This is a genomic window from Paraburkholderia sp. EG286A (assembly GCF_040965375.1).
In the GTDB taxonomy this organism is placed as follows: Bacteria; Pseudomonadota; Gammaproteobacteria; order Burkholderiales; family Burkholderiaceae; genus Paraburkholderia.
Genome location: NZ_JBFRCB010000004.1, coordinates 227,925 through 242,106 on the forward strand (window position 1 = coordinate 227,925; position 14,182 = coordinate 242,106).

Consider the following 14,182-nt stretch of genomic DNA (forward strand, 5'->3'; position numbering starts at 1 on the left):
GACGTCACATCGTCATCGCGAGCCGCGTGGCCTGATCGATGGCACGCAACGCATCGAGTTCGGCGGCGACGTCAGCGCCGCCTATCACCTTCGGTTTCGCTGCGCGCGCGACGAGTTCATCGTAGAGCGTCCGGTTCGAATTCTGCCCCGCGCACAGCACGACATGATCGACGGCGAGCACATGCGCCTTGCCATCGACGCGATAATGCAGACCTTCGTCGTCGATCGCGTCATAGGTCACGCCCGACGTCATCATCACGTTGGCCTTGCGCAAGCGGGCCTTCAGGATCCATCCCGTCGATTTGCCGAGGCCCCTGCCGAGCGGTTCCTCCTTGCGCTGGAACATGTGAACGCTACGGCGCGGCGCGCCATGAGCATCGCTACGCGAGAGTCCGCCCGCATCCGCATTCGCGGGATCGACGCCCCACACGCGGAAAAACGCATCACGGTCCAGTGATTCCTGCGCATCGCCCAGCAGATACTCGGCCACGTCGAAACCGATGCCGCCCGCGCCGACGATCGCCACGCGCGCGCCCACTTCGACCTTGCCCGCGAGCACGTCGAGATACGACACCGCCTTCGGATGATCGACACCCACGATATCGGGCACGCGCGGCGTGACGCCGGTGGCGATGACGATCTCGTCGAACGCCTCGCTGGCGAGTTCATCGGCCGTTGCGGCCTGCCCGAGCCGCAACGTCACGCCAAGCCGCTTTAGCCGCACCTCGAAATAGCGCAGCATCTCGTGAAACTCGGCTTTGCCGGGGACGACCTTTGCCAGATTCAGCTGCCCGCCCAGCCGCGCATGCGCTTCGAACAGCGTGAGCGTATGGCCACGTTCAGCGGCGTTGATCGCAAACGCCATGCCGGCAGGCCCGCCGCCCACGACCGCGATACGTTTGGGCTGCAAGGCCTTGCCCGGCGCGAACTCGATCTCGCGCCCCGCGCGCGGATTGACGAGGCAGGTCGCGGTGCGTTCCGTGAAGATGCGGTCGAGGCAGGCCTGATTGCAGCCGATGCAGGTGTTGATTTCGTCGGCCACGCCAAGCCGCGTCTTCTTCGCGAAGTCCGGGTCGGCGAGCAGCGGGCGCGCCATCGAAACGAGATCGGCCACCCCCGAGGCGATCAGTTCTTCCGCGACCTCGGGCGTGTTGATGCGGTTCGACGCCATCACCGGAATCGACACCGCCTCTTTGACGTTGCGAATCGCGTCGCGCCAGGCCGCGCGCGGCACGCATGCCGCGATGGTCGGCACCGCCGATTCGTGCCAGCCCACGCCCGTGTTGATGAGGTCCGCGCCGGCCGCTTCGATCTCCTTCGCGAACGCCGCGATCTCGGCGCCGCTCATGCCGCCATCCACGAGGTCGATGGAAGAGATGCGGTAGATCAGCATGGGCTCGCAGCCCATTTGCGCGCGCACGGCGCGCACGATGTCGAGCGCAAAGCGGATGCGGCCTGCGAAGTCGCCGCCGAATTCGTCGTCGCGCGCGTTGGTGACGGCGGCCGTGAACTCGTTGATGAGATAGCCTTCCGAGCCCATGATCTCCACGCCGTCGTAGCCGGCCTGGACCGCCAGCGCCGCCGTGCTGGCGAAGTCGTCGATGGTGGCGCGCACTTCCTGAGTACTGAGCGCGCGAGGCGCGTACGCGTTGATTCTCGCCTTGGCGGCCGTCGGTCCCACGCACTCCGGCACCTTCGCATAACGACCCGCGTGCAGGATCTGCAGCACGATCTTGCCGCCCATCTCGTGAACCGCGCGCGTCACGGCGCGATGCTCGTCGACCTGCTCCGCGCGATTGAAGAGCGGGCCACCGGCCTCCATCACGCCTTCGGCGTTCGGCGAGAACCCGCCGCTCAGAATCAGGCCGATCTCGCCAGCCGCGCGCGCCGCATAGAACGCGGCGAGGCGCTCATGCGGACGGTCGAGCGTTTCGAGCCGCGTGTGCATCGCGCCCATCACCATGCGGTTGGGCAGCAGCGTCGCGCCAACGCGAAGCGGGGTCAAAAGCCGGTCGTAGGTCGCCATGGGGATGTCTCTTGATATTCTCGTGCGTCGTTTCCACACTCTAGGCGAGGCCCCTAATTACGTCAACATCATGATATATATTGAGGGTACGAGGAGGGGTATTGCCCAAATGGACGGCGCGCCCACTCCCTTCACTATTTTCGTATCAGGTATTTGTCTCATTGCCCGCCGCACTCGCGCGGCGACCGAAAGGCGCCCATGACCCAGAACGACCCTTCGTACGATCAATCCGTCTCGTCGATTCACAACCGCTTGTTCTTCCGGCTGTTCCAGGCGGGCAACACGCTCGACCGGCAGACGACCAAGGCGCTCGGCATCACGACCGTGCAATGGTCGGTGCTCGGCGCGCTGTCGCGCCCGCAGGTTGCGGAGGGCATGTCGTTTTCCGAACTGGCCGACTATCTCGTGGTGAGCCGCCAGAGTCTCGACGGCGTGCTCAAGCGCCTCGAGCGCGACGAGCATGTGCTGCGCGTGGCCGACACCGTGGACCGGCGCGCGAAAAAGGTCGTGCTCACGGACCAGGGCAAGGTGTTCTGGGAGAGCCTGCAGCCGAAGATCTACGAGTTCTATCGCCAGGCGCTCGCGAGCTTTCGCTTCGACGACAAGGTTTCGCTCGTGCACTTCCTCAATCAGTTGAACAAGGGCATGGACGAGATCGATCTCGGCGAACCGGCGCCGCGCGAAGAGGAGTGAATTGTGAATGCGCGCTCGCGCTTTCATATCGTGCAATGCGCGCCCGGTGTGTGCAAATTCCGCATTTCCCGACGCCGGCCAGCAATTGCACATCGAAGGAGATCTTCTCTTATCGTGAAAGACATCACGTAAACCATTGAACAGCAAGGAAATTGCGTCGCCAAAAACCCGCGGGGAAGCCGTCTTTCACTGCGATAGACTGAATCCAATGACGCTTCTTATTCGCTTGTTAATCAATGGAGACTGATGATGGACGTCTATATCGAACCGTTACCGAGAGGCCAATGGGGGCCAATCGATGGCTACGCCCTGGAGTTCGCGGACGGCAGCAAATTCGCCGAGAACATCTTTCGCTCCGAGCTTCTCGCGATCAGCGAGATCGTCCTGAGAGGCTATAAGCCGCTGCTGGCCAAGGTCCGCATTACGGACAAGCACGCCAACGCGCACTGGAAGCGCCCCGACACTTCACGCTGATGCGCTCACGCTCGACGGCGTCGCTTGCCGACGAGCCGTGCAGGCAACGCGCGCAACACGGTTGACGCCTCAGGCCGCCTCCTGCATGATCGTCCTCATGAACGCGCCCATCCTCACCTCGACGACTACCACGACCGCTTCCGGCGGGTCGTGAGTTCGGTGCGCGTACGTTAGATTTCGTATCGATCACAAGGCCCCGCCAGCAATGGACGGGGCCTTGTCGTTTCTCCGTGCGTTGCGGGCGCAACTAGCGGAGAACCCTCATGTCCAGCCTCGCTCGTGCCCTGCTCGTCATCGATATGCAGGAAGGCTTGTTCAATGGCCCTAACGCACCGTTTGAAGGTCAGCGCGTACTCGCCAATATCAGGCAGCTGATTGCCGAGGCGCGCAAGGTGCGCGCGCCGGTCTTCGCCGCGCGTCACGTCGGGCCGCCGGGCTCGCCCATCGAGCCGGGCAGTCCGCTCGCGCAATTGCTGCCGGCGCTCGCCATCGACCCGCACATCGACAGCGTGTTCGAGAAGCGCCGCCCCAGTTGCTTTACCGGCACCGATCTCGCGGCAAGGCTCGCGTGCGCCAACGTGGGCGAACTCGTCATCGCGGGCATGCAGACCGAGTACTGCGTGGACTCGACCTGCCGCGCCGCGGGCGACCTGGGCTTTCACGCGCTGCTCGTCGCGGACGCCCACACGACCATGGATACGCCCGTGCTGCGCGCCGCGTCGATCATCGAGCACCACAACCGCACCTTGAGCGGCCCGTTCGTCAGGCTCGCGAGCACGGCCGATTGCGCGTTCGACCGCGCGGTTGAGTAACGATCGGCGCGATTTAAAACCCTTCGAGCACGAGCTTGCCGCGCGAGCGGTTGGTTTCCACGAGTTCGTGCGCCCGGCGCAGGTTTGCCGCGTTGATGGTCCCAAAGCTCTCGTTGAGGGTCGTTCGCAGTACGCCCTCGTCGATGAGCGAAGCCATGCGGTCGAGCAGATCATGCTGGCGAATCTGGTCTTTCGTCCCGAACATCGAGCGCGTAAACATGAACTCCCAATGCAGGGCCACGCTCTTCATCTTGAGCTTGCGGAAGTCGAACAGCTCCGGGTCGTCGATCAGCGCGAGATGCCCCTGCGGATTGATCGAGGCGACGATCTCGTCGAAGTGACGGTCGGTCTGGTTCAGGCTCGCGATATAGTCCACGCCTTCCATGCCGATACGCTCGAGCTCGTGCGAAAGCGGCTTCGTATGATCGATGACGTGATGCGCGCCCAGTTCGCTCACCCACTTCGACGTTTCGGGCCGCGACGCCGTGCCGATCACCGTGAGGCCCGTGAGCTTGCGCGCCAACTGCACGAGAATCGAGCCCACGCCGCCCGCCGCGCCGATCACGAGCAGCGAGTCGCCGGACGGCATCGTGCCCTCGGGCACCCCGAGGCGGTCGAACAGCAACTCCCACGCCGTGATGGAGGTGAGCGGCAACGCCGCCGCCTCGGCGAAGTTCAGGCTTTGCGGCATGCGGCCCACGATGCGCTCGTCGACCACGTGCAGTTCGCTGTTGGTGCCCGGGCGCAGCAGCGAGCCCGCATACCACACCCGGTCGCCCGGCTTGAAGAGCGTCACGTCCCGGCCCACGGCGCGCACGACGCCGCTCGCGTCCCAGCCGATCACTTTCGGCTCGCCGTTTTCGGGCGCCCTGTTCGCGCGCACCTTCACGTCGACCGGGTTGACCGACACCGCGTGCACTTCAACGAGCAGATCGCGCGGGCCCGGCTGCGGCTCGGGGAGTTCGAGATCGATCAGCGATTCGGGGTCGCTGATGGGGAGATTGCGGTAATAACCAATCGCTTTCATCGTGAATACCTCCAGACAGTCAAATTGCGGGAAACCGGCTTGATTGAACGAGCGGCTCGAAGTGATAGAGGTCGGGGTCGGCCGAGAAGTACGGCCACAGCGCGTGCAGGAAGGTCTGGAAATCGCCGTGCATCATGAACGCGCTCTGTGCGTCGAGGGAGTCCCATTCCACTTCCAGCACGTAGCAGCCTTCGTCTTCGCACTGCGGACCGAGGCGGTGCCCGCGATACCCCGGCTTGTTCGTGAGCAGCGGGCATACGCGCAGCCAGGCGGCCTCGAAGTGCGAAATCTTGTCGGCGCGCAGGTAAAAGCGGCCTATCGCGACGATCATTCGAGCCTCCGTGCCGTTCGTGTTGGTATGAATAATCGGCCAGTGCGTCCGGCGCGCCTAGCGGCAAACGGCGAATTCACCTTCAAAGCTGTTTTGAAGATCGAGTGCGCGATCGAGCGGCGGAGGCGGCGGGAACGACGAATGGAGGCATGCCCGATGGCGGTCGGGCCGGGTGGCGGACCTACTGCGCAATCACACGTCAGGCAAGAAACGCGGCGATGCGATCGCGCAGCCAATCGCGCAGTGCGTTGACGGTCGGCGAGAGCATCGTGCGGTGCGCGCAGACGAGATGCAGCGGCGCGCCTTCGCCCTGAAACGCATCGAGCGCGGTTTCGAGGCGGCCCGCCTGGATATCGGCGAGCACGTCCAGACGCGACTTGTACGCAAGGCCATGCCCCGCCACGGCCCAGCGGCGCACGAGTTCGCCGTCGTCGCTGCTGCGGTTGCCATGCACGTTCACGACGCTCGCTTCGTCGCCGCGATAGAAGGTCCAGCGGTCGTGCAGCGTGTCGCTCAGCGCGAAGCGCAGACAGTTGTGGCGCGAGAGATCGGCGGGCGTCGCGGGTTTGCCGTGACGCGCGAAATAGCCGGGCGCGGCGCACAGCACGCGCCGGTTGTCGGGCGCGAGGGGCAGCGCCACGAGGGTGGAATCTTCGGGCACGCCGTAGCGGATCGCTACGGAAACCGGCGATCGGAACATGTCGGTCACGTGGTCGCCAATGTGCACCTGGAACGACACCGCAGGATGCTGCGCCTGAAAGTCGTCGAACCAGGGCGCGAGCACGTTGCGCCCGAGGTCGGAGGGAATCGACAGCGACACCGTGCCGCCGATCATCTTGCGCCCATGCGCCACGGCGTTCTGGCCCGCCTCCACCTGCTCCATGACGCCGCGCGCGTATTCGAGGTAGCGCTCGCCGTCCGGCGTGAGACGCAGGCTGCGCGTGGAGCGTGAGAGCAGGCGCGTGCCGAGTTCGGTTTCGAGGCGCTTGAGGCCCGCGCTCGCCACCGCGGGCGTGAGATCGAGTTGACGTGCGGCGGCCGAGAGGCTGCCGTTGTCCGCCGCACTGATAAAGATGACGAGGTCTTCCAGTCTGATCATGTACCGTCGCGTCTCGTTGGGCTGCGCGCGCCTCGGAAGCAGGCGCCGCGGTCATGGAGTAAGCGAACTGTACACGAAGGCACCGCACGGGCGGGTAGCCCCGAACACGCAAAAGAGTCCGCGAGTCCCCAGCCTTGCGATCGTTGAACAATCTTTGGCTTACCGTTGCGCGATTCCTATACTCCCCAGCAGACATCCCGCTAACGCTGCGCTGAGCGCCATCGGCATCGCGAATGCGGGTACAGGTCGTTTCATACAGGAGTACGAGACAATGCTGAATTATCCCGCCGCCTACCAGTCGACCAAGGGCTCCGCGCTCGACGTGAACAAGCCCTTTTACCGCCGCATCGCCGAAGAGAAGGATCAGCGCGAGCTAATCGAATCGATCGTCGTGCCGATACGCTCGGGGCAAGCGTGGAGCGTGCCCGCGGGACACGTGTTCCGCATCGTGACGATCGAAGGCCCGCAGGTGGCCGACCTCAACTTGTGGAACCGGCACGATCCGCGCGAACGCATGTGGGCTTCGCGCACGCGCCAGCTCCAGCAGGCGCATGTGAGCACCTTCGACCGCCTGTGGTCGACGCTGCCCTTCCTGCGCCCGCTCGTCACCATCACCGACGACAGCCTCGCCGACTACGGCGTGGACGAGCACGGCGGACGTGTTCACGACCTGCTCGGCACACGCTGCGACCCCTACGTGAACCGCATGCTGACCGGCGAGGACTTTCATTTTCACTGTCACTCGAACCTCACGCGCGCCATCGCGCCGTACGGGCTCACCGAATACGACGTGCACGACGTGCTCAACGTGTTCCAGTGCACGGGCCTGAATCTGGAGGACAAGTATTTCATGAAGGCCTGCCCGGCGAAGAAGGGCGACTATCTCGAGTTTTTCGCCGAGATCGACCTGTTGTGCGCGCTTTCCACCTGCCCCGGCGGCGATCTTTCGCTGCCGATGTGGGGACCCGATGCACGCGACCCGCTGGAAGTCTGCCGGCCGCTCGGCATCGAGATCTACCGGCTGGCGCCCGCGCTGCTGGCAGGCTGGTCGTCGCCGCCCGTCGCGGAATATCGCGGCCTGCACGGCATGGCGTTGCAGCAGCCGGACTGGAAGTGCGGCTGCTGAATCGCGACGGCTGAAGGCTTACTGCTGCTTCTCGACCTTCTTCGGCTTCGGCGGCGATTCGACCTTCGCGTACTGGAACGCGGGCGTGGCCTTCAGTGCTTCCTTGGTCGCGCCGGGCAGATAGAGATTGCCCTGGCGCACGTCGAGCGACGCGATGGGCACGGCTACGTCGTGCGAGCCGACGCCGAGGAAACCGCCCGCCGAAACGATGGCCGCGGAAACCGAGCCGTCCGGCGCCACGATCAGGTCGCGCACGGTGCCGATCTTCACGTTGTCGTCGTTATAAACGGGCTTGCCGAGTACGCTCTTCTTCACGCTCCAGCCTTCGAGCAGCGCCTGCGACTGCTCGACCGAAACGCTCAAGGGCTGCGCGCCCGCGATCTGGGCATGCGCGCTGGCACTGGCCAGCACGGCGCTGAATGCGGCTACGGCCAACATCGTCTTGCGGAAAAGCATTTTCTTTCGCTCCTGTATTCCAGTTATTTCGCCGCGCGAGTCGTTGCGAGTCAGTGCGAGACTGCAGGCGGGATGTCATGGTAGCCGGTATGGGGCGGCGGTGCGCTCAAGCTGCTTGCGCGAGCAAGCACGAAGCAGGCAAGCCCTGGCGTAAATGCGCCACCCGGCCTTCGGAAGGCTTCTGGGAACCATTGCTGGAGATAATCGGGCAACGCGCGCATGCTCGACTAGTATGGAAAACGTACGGAGTTCGGCACGGACATCACGCCGCCCCGGCTCCTGGAGAACGACATGTCCGCCCTGCCCACCCGCCACAATCGCGCCAAGGCCAGACTCGCGGCCGGCGAAAACCTGACCGCTTTCATGGTCGAGCTGCCGAGCGTGGGGCTCGTGCAGGTACTCGCGGCGAGCGGCGTGGACGTGCTGATCTTCGACATGGAGCACGGCCCCATCGACGTGCACAGCCTCCACGCCATGGTGGCCGCCACGCGCGGCACGCCGGTCACCCCCATCGTGCGGATTCCGTGGACCGAGCCCTGGCTCGTCAAGACCGCGCTGGAAACGGGCGCCATGGGCATCAACTTCCCGATGATTGCCACGCCCGAACTCGCGCGCAAGGCGAGCGAGTCGCTGCGCTATCCGCCCAACGGCTCGCGCGGCTTCGCGCCTTCGCTCGCCGCCGCGCGCTGGGGCGTGAGCGGCCCCGATTACATTCGCGTCGCGGATTCGGAACTGCTCAACATCATCACGATCGAGGACGCACAATCCATCGAGCGGCTCGATGAGATTCTTGCGGTGCCAGGCATCGACGTGGCAGCGATCGCCTCGTTCGATCTTTCGATGAGCCTTGGCGTGCCGGGCCAGTTCGATCACCCTGACGTACAGGCGCTCGTGCACAAGGCCGAGGAGAAGGTGAAGCGCGCGGGCACGCCGCTGGGCGGCGTGGCGCTCGACGCGCAAACGGCGCAGAGGAAGCGCGCCGCCGGCTACCGCATGTTGCTGCTCGCGTTCGACGTGGTGATGATCGAGCAGGCGGCGCGCGGCATCGTCCAGGCGGCGACGGCGCCCGCGGAGAAAAGCTAGGGCGACTCGCTCATTTTCACTCCATCAACGCCTGCGCCGGTTCCTCCACGGCCAGCCGCACTCGCACCGGCACGTGCGGCGTGCGTAGCCATATCGCGTACGCATCGTAGAGAAAAACCCGTTGCGCAGGCAACAACTCCACCAGCGCGCCTTCGCGAACCCGCTCGCGCACGAGCCAGAACGGCAGCCATCCGAGCCCTTCGCCCGCCGCGACGGCGTCGGCGATCGCGGCAAGATCGTCCAGACGAAAGCGGCTGGGCGGCGTGATCTCGACGGGCGGCTCGCCCTCGGCCTCGCCGGTAAAGCTGTAGCCGTCATGGCGAGGACGTTCCCCTTCGAGCAGATCGTCGAGGCGCACCGCTATCTGGAGTCGAACGAGCCGTTCGGAAAAGTGGTCGTCACGCTCTGAATTTTGCGCCGGCCATGCGCCGGTTCACGACGAAGCCGCGGCGCACTGGGCGCAAAGCCCGAAAACGACGAGACTCGAATGCGTATAGCGAAAGCGCTTTGCCGCCGCGATGGCGGCGTGCTGCTCCTGCAGCATCGGCTCGTCGATGTCCACCACGGTCTTGCAGCTTTCGCACACGAGGTGCGCGTGCGGCGCGCCACGCCCAAGCTCGTACACCACGCGTGTTTCACCAACCCACGTGCTGTCGAGCAGCGACGATTCCATCAGCTGCGCAAGCGCGCGATAGACGCTCGCCAGGCTGCATTGCTCCACATCTTTTGCGATGCGGCGAAAGACCTGGTCGGCCGTTAGATGCTCGTGCGGCGCGTCATGAAATACCTTCAGCACGGCCACGCGGCTGGATGTAGGGCGCAGTCGCGCGCTCTTCAGTTCGGAGTAGACCGTTCTCATACGCAGGAAAAACACGTCGGCAAGGCCGACAGTTTCCCCGAGAATGCTTAAGGTTTCCTTATGTCAGTATGGGGAGCGGCACCTTGCGGCCTGACTTGCGGCCCCACTTTATGCTGCGGCGCCGTATGAATCGAATATGGGACTGACGGATATTGAACCAAAGTACGACCTGAGGCCCGCATGGCTTCCACGCCCACGGTGATCTTCGGCGCATTCGACCGGCACAACTTCGGCGACCTGCTGATCGCGCTGGTGGCGGCGCGCATGCTGCCACGCCGCGAACTGCTGTTCGCCGGGCTCGCCGCACGCGATCCGCGTGGCGATGGCGGGCCAGCCACGGTTGCACTCGCGCGTATCGCCGCTTTCGCGCGCGGCCGCCCGGTGAACGTGATCCACGCAGGCGGCGAGTTGCTGACCTGCAATGCGTGGGAGGCCGCCGTGATGCTCGCACCGCCGCAGCGCGTGCCGGCGCTCATCGCCGCCGAGGATGCATGGCTGCGCGACGGGCGCGCGTGGGCGCACCGGCATGTCGGCGTGGCGTCGCTCGCGCCGTATGTGCTTTCGAAGTGCGCGTTGCCGGACGTGCGCGTGAGGCATCTCTCGTTCAACGCGGTGGGCGGCGTCGATCTCGATGCGCGCAATGCGCAGTTGGGCGCCGACGTGCTCGCCGCACTGCAATCCGCGGACGCGGTGAGCGTGCGCGACCGTCAAACCCAGGCGCTGCTCGCGCAACGGGGCATCGCAGCCCGCCTGATACCGGACCCCGCCACGATGACGGCGGTCCTGTTCGGCTCGGCAATACGCCGGCACGCCACGGCCCTCGCACTGCGCGACGTGCGGCAGGCGTTCCCGCGCGGTTATGCAGCCGTGCAATTCAGCGCTGACTTCGGCGACGATGCCACGCTCGATACGCTCGCCACCCAGCTCGAACTCGCCGCGCACGGGTACGGCCTGGGGATTGTGCTGTTTCGCGCGGGCGCCGCTCCCTGGCATGACGACCTCGCGGTGTACGAGCGGCTCGCGGCTCGACTGCGCGCGGCTCACGTTCGCGTGTTTGCCTCGCTGAACGTCTGGGACACCTGTGCGCTGATTGCTGGAAGCCGCCTCTATTGCGGCAGCAGCCTGCACGGTCGCATCGTTGCGATGGCGTACGCGCTGCCTCGCGTCAATATCAGTCATCCTGATCATTCTCTCGCGGCAAGCAAGCATGCGGCTTATGTGCGGACATGGGAAGCAGCGGGTCTCGCGGGCGTTGTGAATCCAGGCAATCTTGCCGATGCGGTTGCCAATGCACTGGCGACCGATCGCGAATCACTGCGCGAAACCGCATCCGCACTTGCACGGCGCTATCGGGTGGAATTCGAAACCGTGGTTGCCGAGCATCGGCTATAGGCCGTGCGAAAGCCCTGTAAGACGGCGACGACACTGCCCTCCGCCAGACGTTTTTCGCACAACCATTCGCAAATTTTTCTCTTCCATACACCGTCCGGTGAATTGCAGCGCCTGCGCGCGATTCGACGAATCGATACTGGTTTACCCGGTCCGAATGAAAGTAAAAAAATACCATTCAATCTAAGTTTTATACATGGACCCACCGCCTTGCGCGCAATTAACCTTGCCGAAGGATATTCGATGCGTCTATCGCCGGAATCCACATCGATCACGCAAAGGAACATGCAATCAACGGAGATCAGATTGAACAGCGAAACCACGTATGGCCATTAGCTTGTCCCGCCATCACCGGCCTTCGATTCGACAGACCGCCACTCGACGGGCCGCGTCGAAATCAACCCTCCATCCGTAATACCGTGGCCTATCGGGGCGTATCGGGGCATCGGCACGCCCGATCGACCACGGTATGGCCTTACATATTAGCAGTACGTACCAGATAAATATTTATAAAAGCACCGGCATACCGATGCAATGGAGATTCCGCATGAAGAGGTTTATCACTCTCGCATCCGGCGCAGTCTTGTCCTGCGCGTGCGCCCCTTACGCGTTCGCGCAGTCGTCGGTCACGCTCTATGGCGTGCTCGACAATGGCTTCGTCTATCAAAGTTCGAGCGGCGGCAATTCGGCGGTCCGCGCCGTACCCGGCGGGCTCTTCTCGACACGCTACGGCTTTAAGGGCAGCGAGGATATCGGCAACGGGCTGCACGTCAATTTCCAGTTGGAGCAAGCCTTCTCCGGACAGACGGGTGCAGCGACGGACTCGACCAAGGCCTTCAACCGACTGGCGTATGTCGGCATGTCCGGTGGCTTCGGGGAAGTGCGCTTCGGCCTGCAAAACTCGCCGCAATACGATGTGCTCCAGGCGGCAATGGATCCGAGCTGGGTCAAAAGCATTGCTTCGCCCATGAATAATTTCAACGGCCTGATCATCCGCGCGAACAATGCTATCTCCTACTACACGCCCACGTTTGGCGGGTTGAATGGCAAATTTATGGTGGCCTTGCGCGATCCGGCGACGTCGGGCAACGGCATCGGGTTCTACAACGCCGTCATCCAGTACATCAACGGGCCGTTGAATGTGGCGGCGGGCTATGAACGAGGAGACGAGCCAGCCGTCGGAGCGGGTGGGAGCTATACGCTAGCGGGCGGCGCTGCCGCGGGTCCTGGCGCGGTATTTACCGTGTTCAACGCGGGCGCATCGTACGCGATCGGGTCCAACCGCATCTGGCTGGCGTACCACACGGAGAATCTGACGAATACGCCGAAATACATGCAGCACGAGGTCTACCAGGTATCGGACTCGTACCAGGTCTCGCCATTTGCGTTGGTGTCGCTGATGTACGGTTACCTGCACGATCGCACCGGCAAGGGCAACAACGCGCAGCAGTTAGGCCTGCTGTTCGAGTACTCGCTGTCCAAAGCGACCGAACTCTATACCGCGGCCGGCTTTCTCCAGAACCGGAATCAGGCGCAATACACGCTCTCCGGCACCGCGTATTCGGGCTTGACGGTCGCTCCCGGCAGCGACACGCGCGGCATTGGGGTCGGCCTGGTACACAAGTTCTGAGAACGGCGGCGCAGCCATTACGCACCTTTCATTGCGGCGCGCAAGAACGCAACAAAGCGCGCCGTAACCGGATCTTCGCGCATGGAAGGCCATGCGAGTCCCACGCGCCACTTCGCGTTTTTGCCATGAAGCGGCAGTACCGTAGCATCCCGCAGCAGGTGTCGTGCGCGAGAGGGAATGAACGCAATGCCCACGCCCGCGGCGACCGAAGTCAGGACCGACTGGATGTCTTCGGCCTGCTGCGTCACCTTCGGCACGAAGCGGTGCTCGATGCACCATCGGTCGATCTGTGCAGCGAGCCCCGGCCCGCGTGCACGCACTAGCGAGATGAAGCCGGTTTCATTGAGCGCGTCGAGATTCGCCGGAAGGCGTGTGTACCGAAGGTGCGGCGGCAATGCGAGTGCAAGTCCCTCGTCTACGACTTTGAACGACGAGAGACCATCCGCGGCGGGCAAGCGAAGGAAGCCGGCATCCAGCTTGCCCGCCAGAAGACGGCGCGTTTGCTCGGCGGAAGAGAGGTCGCTCAGGGTGACGGTGACAGCGGGATGCTGCTCTCGAAAATCGGCGATGAGCTTCGGCACAATCGTCAGTACGGACAGGCAGATCCCGAGGCGCAGATGGCCGTGCCGGCCGCTGCTCGCTTCTCGCGCGCGCAACAGGATTTCATCGGCGTCGCGTACGAGCGCCTGTGCATCGGACAGGAACGTCTCGCCGAATGGCGTGAGCTGCGCACCGTGCCGACCGCGTTCGAACAGCCTGCCACCGAGGCTCGCCTCCAACGCACCGATCTGCTTGCTGAGTGCCGGCTGACTCATATGCAGCGCATCCGCCGCGCGGCTGAAATGGCGCAGCTCGGTCACCGTCAGAAACGTCCTCAGTAATTTCAGTTCCATTCGGAAAAGTAATCGTACTGGTAAGAACATTCATTTTACTGATCGATCGGCGGGGAGTTCAATACGGACATATCCTTCTCGAGAATCATCCGCAATGCCAATTCGAACCTTGCCGGCTGACGGCCCCCACGCAGCCCCTGAATCCGAGGCCACCGGCAACCCGGCGGTCGTCAGCGAATCCAATACGCCCCTGGTCAGCAACTCCGATTCGCGCAAAGGGCGCACTCGCCGTTCTCGCTTCGGCGACGTGACGCACGAGGCACCGCTTCGCGCGGCGGCAGGTG

16 protein-coding genes are annotated in these 14,182 nt (G+C 64.0%); 8 read left to right on the forward strand and 8 right to left on the reverse strand.

Annotation, left to right across the window (positions count from 1 at the left end):
* Positions 1 to 4 precede the first annotated feature (4 nt).
* Positions 5 to 2,026: an FAD-dependent oxidoreductase gene (locus AB4Y35_RS19935; RefSeq protein ID WP_368705597.1), complete on the reverse strand. Its 2,022-nt coding sequence runs from the start codon at positions 2,024 to 2,026 to the stop codon at positions 5 to 7.
* Between the two features lie 198 nt (positions 2,027 to 2,224).
* On the opposite strand from AB4Y35_RS19935, the gene AB4Y35_RS19940 reads away from it, so the two are divergent.
* From AB4Y35_RS19940 to AB4Y35_RS19950, 3 genes are all read left to right on the forward strand, one after another.
* Positions 2,225 to 2,719, forward strand: a complete 495-nt coding sequence (locus AB4Y35_RS19940) for a MarR family winged helix-turn-helix transcriptional regulator (RefSeq protein ID WP_368687379.1) — start codon at positions 2,225 to 2,227, stop codon at positions 2,717 to 2,719.
* 246 nt (positions 2,720 to 2,965) lie between these two features.
* Complete coding sequence (locus AB4Y35_RS19945) at positions 2,966 to 3,193, forward strand: hypothetical protein (protein WP_042263805.1); 228 nt, start codon at positions 2,966 to 2,968, stop codon at positions 3,191 to 3,193.
* 263 nt (positions 3,194 to 3,456) lie between these two features.
* Positions 3,457 to 4,005 (forward strand): cysteine hydrolase family protein, encoded by a 549-nt coding sequence (locus tag AB4Y35_RS19950; RefSeq protein ID WP_368705598.1) that lies wholly within the window; start codon positions 3,457 to 3,459, stop codon positions 4,003 to 4,005.
* Between the two features lie 13 nt (positions 4,006 to 4,018).
* Here AB4Y35_RS19950 and AB4Y35_RS19955 read toward each other — a convergent pair whose 3' ends face one another.
* From AB4Y35_RS19955 to AB4Y35_RS19965, 3 genes are all read right to left on the reverse strand, one after another.
* The gene (locus AB4Y35_RS19955) at positions 4,019 to 5,032 is read right to left on the reverse strand and encodes a zinc-binding alcohol dehydrogenase family protein (protein WP_368705599.1); all 1,014 of its coding nucleotides are present in this window, start codon (positions 5,030 to 5,032) and stop codon (positions 4,019 to 4,021) included.
* 19 nt (positions 5,033 to 5,051) lie between these two features.
* Complete coding sequence (locus AB4Y35_RS19960; RefSeq protein WP_368705600.1) at positions 5,052 to 5,363, reverse strand: antibiotic biosynthesis monooxygenase; 312 nt, start codon at positions 5,361 to 5,363, stop codon at positions 5,052 to 5,054.
* A gap of 199 nt (positions 5,364 to 5,562) precedes the next feature.
* A complete protein-coding gene (locus AB4Y35_RS19965) occupies positions 5,563 to 6,462 on the reverse strand; it encodes a LysR family transcriptional regulator (RefSeq protein ID WP_368705601.1) in 900 nt (299 codons plus the stop codon).
* Positions 6,463 to 6,733: 271 nt separating this feature from the next.
* On the opposite strand from AB4Y35_RS19965, the gene AB4Y35_RS19970 reads away from it, so the two are divergent.
* Positions 6,734 to 7,588: an urea carboxylase-associated family protein gene (locus AB4Y35_RS19970; RefSeq protein WP_368687374.1), complete on the forward strand. Its 855-nt coding sequence runs from the start codon at positions 6,734 to 6,736 to the stop codon at positions 7,586 to 7,588.
* Between the two features lie 18 nt (positions 7,589 to 7,606).
* Here AB4Y35_RS19970 and AB4Y35_RS19975 read toward each other — a convergent pair whose 3' ends face one another.
* Entirely contained in the window at positions 7,607 to 8,044 is a 438-nt protein-coding gene (locus AB4Y35_RS19975) for a PRC-barrel domain-containing protein (protein WP_368687373.1), read from the reverse strand.
* 291 nt (positions 8,045 to 8,335) lie between these two features.
* On the opposite strand from AB4Y35_RS19975, the gene AB4Y35_RS19980 reads away from it, so the two are divergent.
* Positions 8,336 to 9,127: an HpcH/HpaI aldolase/citrate lyase family protein gene (locus tag AB4Y35_RS19980; RefSeq protein WP_368705602.1), complete on the forward strand. Its 792-nt coding sequence runs from the start codon at positions 8,336 to 8,338 to the stop codon at positions 9,125 to 9,127.
* A gap of 16 nt (positions 9,128 to 9,143) precedes the next feature.
* On the opposite strand, the gene AB4Y35_RS19985 is transcribed toward AB4Y35_RS19980, so the two are convergent.
* Positions 9,144 to 9,395 (reverse strand): LysR substrate-binding domain-containing protein, encoded by a 252-nt coding sequence (locus tag AB4Y35_RS19985; RefSeq protein WP_368706116.1) that lies wholly within the window; start codon positions 9,393 to 9,395, stop codon positions 9,144 to 9,146.
* Here AB4Y35_RS19985 and AB4Y35_RS19990 point away from each other — a divergent pair.
* Entirely contained in the window at positions 9,363 to 9,536 is a 174-nt protein-coding gene (locus AB4Y35_RS19990; RefSeq protein WP_368706117.1) for a zinc-binding dehydrogenase, read from the forward strand. The genes AB4Y35_RS19985 and AB4Y35_RS19990 overlap by 33 nt on opposite strands.
* A 24-nt stretch (positions 9,537 to 9,560) precedes the next feature.
* On the opposite strand, the gene AB4Y35_RS19995 is transcribed toward AB4Y35_RS19990, so the two are convergent.
* Positions 9,561 to 9,986 carry a Fur family transcriptional regulator gene (locus tag AB4Y35_RS19995; RefSeq protein ID WP_028206271.1) on the reverse strand — a complete coding sequence of 142 codons (426 nt, stop codon included), beginning with the start codon at positions 9,984 to 9,986 and terminating at the stop codon, positions 9,561 to 9,563.
* A 180-nt stretch (positions 9,987 to 10,166) separates the two neighbouring features.
* On the opposite strand from AB4Y35_RS19995, the gene AB4Y35_RS20000 reads away from it, so the two are divergent.
* Positions 10,167 to 11,378: a polysaccharide pyruvyl transferase family protein gene (locus AB4Y35_RS20000; protein ID WP_368705603.1), complete on the forward strand. Its 1,212-nt coding sequence runs from the start codon at positions 10,167 to 10,169 to the stop codon at positions 11,376 to 11,378.
* 544 nt (positions 11,379 to 11,922) lie between these two features.
* Positions 11,923 to 13,005: a porin gene (locus AB4Y35_RS20005; protein WP_368705604.1), complete on the forward strand. Its 1,083-nt coding sequence runs from the start codon at positions 11,923 to 11,925 to the stop codon at positions 13,003 to 13,005.
* A 17-nt stretch (positions 13,006 to 13,022) separates the two neighbouring features.
* On the opposite strand, the gene AB4Y35_RS20010 is transcribed toward AB4Y35_RS20005, so the two are convergent.
* The gene (locus tag AB4Y35_RS20010; RefSeq protein WP_342919764.1) at positions 13,023 to 13,898 is read right to left on the reverse strand and encodes a LysR substrate-binding domain-containing protein; all 876 of its coding nucleotides are present in this window, start codon (positions 13,896 to 13,898) and stop codon (positions 13,023 to 13,025) included.
* Between the last annotated feature and the right edge of the window lie 284 nt (positions 13,899 to 14,182).